The sequence below is a fragment of the Marinicella litoralis genome (assembly GCF_002591915.1).
GTDB classification, from domain to species: Bacteria; Pseudomonadota; Gammaproteobacteria; order Xanthomonadales; family Marinicellaceae; genus Marinicella; species Marinicella litoralis.
Window position 1 is genome coordinate 1 of sequence record NZ_NIHB01000010.1, and the last position, 5,819, is coordinate 5,819.

The 5,819-nt window shown below is 47.7% G+C and carries 2 tRNA genes and 3 rRNA genes; all 5 read right to left on the reverse strand.

Features of this window, described 5'->3' with window-relative positions:
- Positions 1-100: 100 nt before the first annotated feature.
- A 5S ribosomal RNA gene (rrf, locus tag CCS90_RS14690) occupies positions 101-215 on the reverse strand.
- A 183-nt stretch (positions 216-398) separates the two neighbouring features.
- Positions 399-3,264 (reverse strand): 23S ribosomal RNA (locus CCS90_RS14695).
- A 334-nt stretch (positions 3,265-3,598) separates the two neighbouring features.
- Positions 3,599-3,675, reverse strand: a tRNA-Ile gene (locus CCS90_RS14700).
- A 37-nt stretch (positions 3,676-3,712) separates the two neighbouring features.
- A tRNA-Ala gene (locus CCS90_RS14705) sits at positions 3,713-3,788 on the reverse strand.
- 74 nt (positions 3,789-3,862) lie between these two features.
- Positions 3,863-5,407, reverse strand: a 16S ribosomal RNA gene (locus tag CCS90_RS14710).
- The 16S, 23S and 5S rRNA genes sit together here with 2 tRNA genes alongside, the layout of an rRNA operon.
- Positions 5,408-5,819 lie beyond the last annotated feature (412 nt).

Here is a 5,819-nt window from a genome sequence, read left to right on the forward strand (position 1 = left end):
ATTTGCTGATTCTAAAATAAAAAATGCTATTTTCAATGTTTCGCACAAATTTCAGGCAAAAAAAAGCCCCAACTTTGGTTGAGGCTTTTTTGGTATAAGATCCTGGCGATGTCCTACTCTCACATGGGAACTCCCACACTACCATCGGCGATGCTACATTTCACTTCTGAGTTCGAGATGGGTTCAGGTGGTTCTATAGCTCTATTGTCACCAGAAAACTGGTTGCTTAGAGACATTGCTGCCTTTAAGACTAACATTTGGGAATATGAATCATCAATCTATTGATTGGTAAATGGGTCTTGATTTTGTAGATATACTCAAAATCGCTTAATTTCATAGAGAAATTTATTATTAATCATTTGAACTTGCTATAACCATCCAAATCTCTTGGGTGTTATATGATCAAGCCTCACGGGCAATTAGTACTGGTTAGCTTCATACATTACTGCACTTCCACACCCAGCCTATCAACCTTGTAGTCTTCAAGGGCCCTTCAGTTGTTTCAAGAACAAAGTGAGATCTCATCTTGGAAGAAGCTTCCCGCTTAGATGCTTTCAGCGGTTATCTCGTCCGAACATAGCTACCGGGCAATGCCATTGGCATGACAACCCGAACACCAGAGGTTCGTCCACTCCGGTCCTCTCGTACTAGGAGCAGCTTTCCTCAAATCTCAAACGCCCACGGCAGATAGGGACCGAACTGTCTCACGACGTTCTGAACCCAGCTCGCGTACCTCTTTAAATGGCGAACAGCCATACCCTTGGGACCGGCTTCAGCCCCAGGATGAGATGAGCCGACATCGAGGTGCCAAACACCGCCGTCGATATGAACTCTTGGGCGGTATCAGCCTGTTATCCCCGGAGTACCTTTTATCCGTTGAGCGATGGCCCTTCCATACAGAACCACCGGATCACTAAGACCTACTTTCGTACCTGCTCGACTTGTCAGTCTCGCAGTCAAGCGCGCTTTTGCCTTTACACTAACCGTACGATGTCCGACCGTACTTAGCGCACCTTCGTGCTCCTCCGTTACTCTTTAGGAGGAGACCGCCCCAGTCAAACTACCCACCACACAATGTCCCTGATCAGGTTGACTGATCTAGGTTAGAACTCCAATTACACAAGGGTGGTATTTCAAGGACGACTCCACGCATGCTAGCGCACACGCTTCAAAGTCTCCCACCTATCCTACACATATCTAATCAAAGTCCACTGTGAAGCTATAGTAAAGGTTCACGGGGTCTTTCCGTCTAGCCGCGGGTAAACTGCATCTTAACAGCTATTTCAATTTCACTGAGTCTCGGGTGGAGACAGTGTGGCCGTCGTTACGCCATTCGTGCAGGTCGGAACTTACCCGACAAGGAATTTCGCTACCTTAGGACCGTTATAGTTACGGCCGCCGTTTACCGGGGCTTCGATCAAGAGCTTCTCCGAAGATAACCCCATCAATTAACCTTCCGGCACCGGGCAGGCGTCACACCATATACGTCCACTTTCGTGTTTGCATAGTGCTATGTTTTTGATAAACAGTCGCAGCCACCTGGTCTCTGCGGCCCCCACTAGCTCTGAACCTGTAGGGGCGTACCTTCTCCCGAAGTTACGGTACCATTTTGCCTAGTTCCTTCACCCGAGTTCTCTCAAGCGCCTTAGAATTCTCATCTTGTCCACCTGTGTTGGTTTACAGTACGGTTCTCATATACCTATGCTTAGAAGGTTTTCCTGGAAGCATGGCATCGATCACTTCGTTCGCAATTGAACTCCCCATCACGCCTCAGCATTATGAACCCGGATTTACCTAAGTTCACTGCCTAAACGCTTGGACCGGGATAACCATCACCCGGATGACCTAGCCTTCTCCGTCACTCCATCGCAGTATATAAAAGTACAGGAATATTAACCTGTTTCCCATCGACTACGCATTTCTGCCTCGCCTTAGGGGCCGACTCACCCTGTGCCGATTAACGTTGCACGAGGAAACCTTGGACTTCCGGCGAGGGGGTTTTTCACCCCCTTTATCGTTACTCATGTCAGCATTCGCACTTCTGATACCTCCAGCAAACTTCTCAGTTCACCTTCACAGGCTTACAGAACGCTCCCCTACCATGCTAATAAATTAGCATCCGCAGCTTCGGTACACCACTTAGCCCCGGTAAATCTTCCGCGCAGACCGACTCGACCAGTGAGCTATTACGCTTTCTTTAAAGGATGGCTGCTTCTAAGCCAACCTCCTGGCTGTCTGGGCCTTTCCACTTCGTTTCCCACTGAGTGGTGATTTTGGGACCTTAGCTGGCGGTCTGGGTTGTTGCCCTCTTGACTATGGACGTTAGCACCCATAGTCTGTCTCCCATGATTGCACTTTGCGGTATTCGGAGTTTGCCATGGGACGGTAGGTCGGTGTGACCCCCTAGCCATAACAGTGCTCTACCCCCGCAAGTGATACATGAGGCACTACCTAAATAGTTTTCGGGGAGAACCAGCTATCTCCGAGCTTGTTTAGCCTTTCACTCCAATCCACAGCTCATCCCCGCATTTTTCAACATACGTGGGTTCGGTCCTCCAGTCGGTTTTACCCGACCTTCAACCTGGCCATGGATAGATCGCTCGGTTTCGGGTCTAATCCCAGCAACTATGCGCCCTATTAAGACTCGGTTTCCCTTCGCCTACACTACTCGCTTAAGCTTGCTACTGAAATTAAGTCGCTGACCCATTATACAAAAGGTACGCCATCACCCCATAAGAGGCTCTGACTGCTTGTACGTATGCGGTTTCAGGGTCTATTTCACTCCCCTCACAGGGGTTCTTTTCGCCTTTCCCTCACGGTACTGGTTCACTATCGGTCGGTAGGGAGTATTTAGCCTTAGATGATGGTCCACCTATATTCAGACAGGGTTTCTCGTGCCCCGCCCTACTCACATTCATCTCATAATTTCTTTCGTCTACAGGACTATCACCTTCTTCGGTTGGCTTTCCCACGCCATTTGACTAAAAACTATGAGACTTTTGGGCTAGTCCGCGTTCGCTCGTCGCTACTTGCGGAATCTCGGTTGATTTCTTTTCCTCCGGGTACTTAGATATTTCAGTTCTCCGGGTTCGCTTCACAAGGCCTTACAGCCAAATGATGATCTTTAAAGATCGGGTTTCCCCATTCGGAAATCTGTGGGTTAAGCGCTTTTGTATCAGCTAACCACAGCTTATCGCAGATTTACACGTCCTTCATCGCCTCCTACCGCCAAGGCATCCACCACATACGCTTATTCACTTGATCATATAACCCCAAAAAATCTGAAGCTACACTCTCTTGTTCATAATATGATTGATAATTGGAACAGTGCTAACTGTTCCGCTGGTCTCTATTTTAAATAACGATTTTTTATATACACTACAAAAATTCTTTAATTAAGACGCCATTGACTCAAATCAAATTGATTGATTTGTAGAAAATATTAGCTCATCACTAATATCTTCTGACTCATATTCCAAATTGTTAAGTTACAAGTATGTCGCTTCCTGCGAATGAAAACATTTCGTCTCCATCAAAAGTCCTTATTAAATAATCACTCATTTAATAAAAACTCTTTTATGACAAGTTAATCAAGACATGGTGGGTCTGGGAGGATTTGAACCTCCGACCTCACCCTTATCAGGGGTGCGCTCTAACCAACTGAGCTACAGACCCAAATGTAGATAAACTCGTCAATCAAAACAATCTATACTGGTGGAGCTATGCGGGATCGAACCGCAGACCTCCTGCGTGCAAGGCAAGCGCTCTCCCAGCTGAGCTATAGCCCCAGATAGGTTTGTTTTTCATACTTTTATAGATAACTTTTGTGGGCACCCGGGTAATGATATACCAAGGTCTTCTTTTAGGAGGTGATCCAGCCACTGGTTCCCCAACGGCTACCTTGTTACGACTTCACCCCAGTCATGAATCACTCCGTGGTGACCGTCTTCCCGAAGGTTAGACTAGCCACTTCTGGAGCAACCCACTCCCATGGTGTGACGGGCGGTGTGTACAAGGCCCGGGAACGTATTCACCGCGACATTGCTGATTCGCGATTACTAGCGATTCCGACTTCATGCAGTCGAGTTGCAGACTGCAATCCGGACTAAGATGCACTTTCTGGGATTAGCTCCACCTCGCGGCTTGGCAACCCTCTGTATGCACCATTGTAGCACGTGTGTAGCCCATCCCGTAAGGGCCATGATGACTTGACGTCGTCCCCACCTTCCTCCGGCTTATCACCGGCAGTCTCTATAGAGTTCCCACCATTACGTGCTGGCAACTATAGATAGGGGTTGCGCTCGTTGCGGGACTTAACCCAACATCTCACGACACGAGCTGACGACAGCCGTGCAGCACCTGTCACTCAGTTCCCGAAGGCACGGGTCCATTACAGACCGTTCTGAGGATGTCAAGGGATGGTAAGGTTCTTCGCGTTGCATCGAATTAAACCACATGCTCCACCGCTTGTGCGGGCCCCCGTCAATTCCTTTGAGTTTCAACCTTGCGGTCGTACTCCCCAGGCGGAGAACTTAACGCGTTAGCTTCGCTACCGACGCGTCTATAGCGCCAACAGCCAGTCCTCATCGTTTAGGGCGTGGACTACCAGGGTATCTAATCCTGTTCGCTCCCCACGCTTTCGTACCTCAGCGTCAGTGTAGTGCCAGTTAGTCGCCTTCGCCACTGATGTTCCTCAAGACCTCTACGCATTTCACCGCTACGCCTTGAATTCCACTAACCTCTCACTCACTCTAGCCAGACAGTTTCAAATGCAGTTCCCAGGTTAAGCCCGGGGATTTCACATCTGACTTATCAAGCCGCCTACGTACCCTTTACGCCCAGTAATTCCGATTAACGCTCGCACCCTCCGTATTACCGCGGCTGCTGGCACGGAGTTAGCCGGTGCTTATTCTTGTAGTACCGTCAAATTCATCTGCTATTAACAAACAAACCTTCTTCCTACATAAAAGTGCTTTACAACCCTAAGGCCTTCTTCACACACGCGGTATTGCTGGATCAGGCTTGCGCCCATTGTCCAATATTCCCCACTGCTGCCTCCCGTAGGAGTCTGGGCCGTGTCTCAGTCCCAATGTGGCTGATCATCCTCTCAAACCAGCTATAGATCGTAGTCTTGGTAGGCCGTTACCCCACCAACAAACTAATCTAACGCGGGCTCATCCAATAGCAAGTGCTTTCAAGAAGAGGCACCTTTTCGTCCGTAGACATTATTCGGTATTAATCCGGATTTCTCCGGGCTATCCCCAACTACTGGGTAGATTCCCACGCGTTACTCACCCGTCCGCCACTCGTCAGCAAGAAAGCAAGCTTTCCTCTGTTACCGTTCGACTTGCATGTGTTAGGCATACCGCCAGCGTTCAATCTGAGCCAGGATCAAACTCTTCAATTAATTGTTCGGGCCTACATAAATGCAAACCCTAATTACTTGCGGGCAGTTCCTGTTACAGAACCACCAGTTTGACCACTAACTATATATCAAAAAAATTACGTGATTATTAATTATGGTCACTTGTCGTTTTGTACCTTAATACATCTTCTCCAAGTGCCCACAAAAGTTATCTATTTACTTTTTAATTTACTTAAAAATCTACTTCCGACATTTCGTACGGAAGGGTGCGATATTATCGCCGTTTTAATTCCTTTTGCAAGCTTTTTTATGACTAATTTTATTTAGCCTACCAAGCCCGCTTTTTCTTCCCTGTCCCTCAACTGTGAGGGCTGCGTATTATCGCTTAAAAAATTCCCTTTGCAAGCCTTTTTTTTAATTCTTTCAAATTAATCCAAACTGCCTTTTTAATACA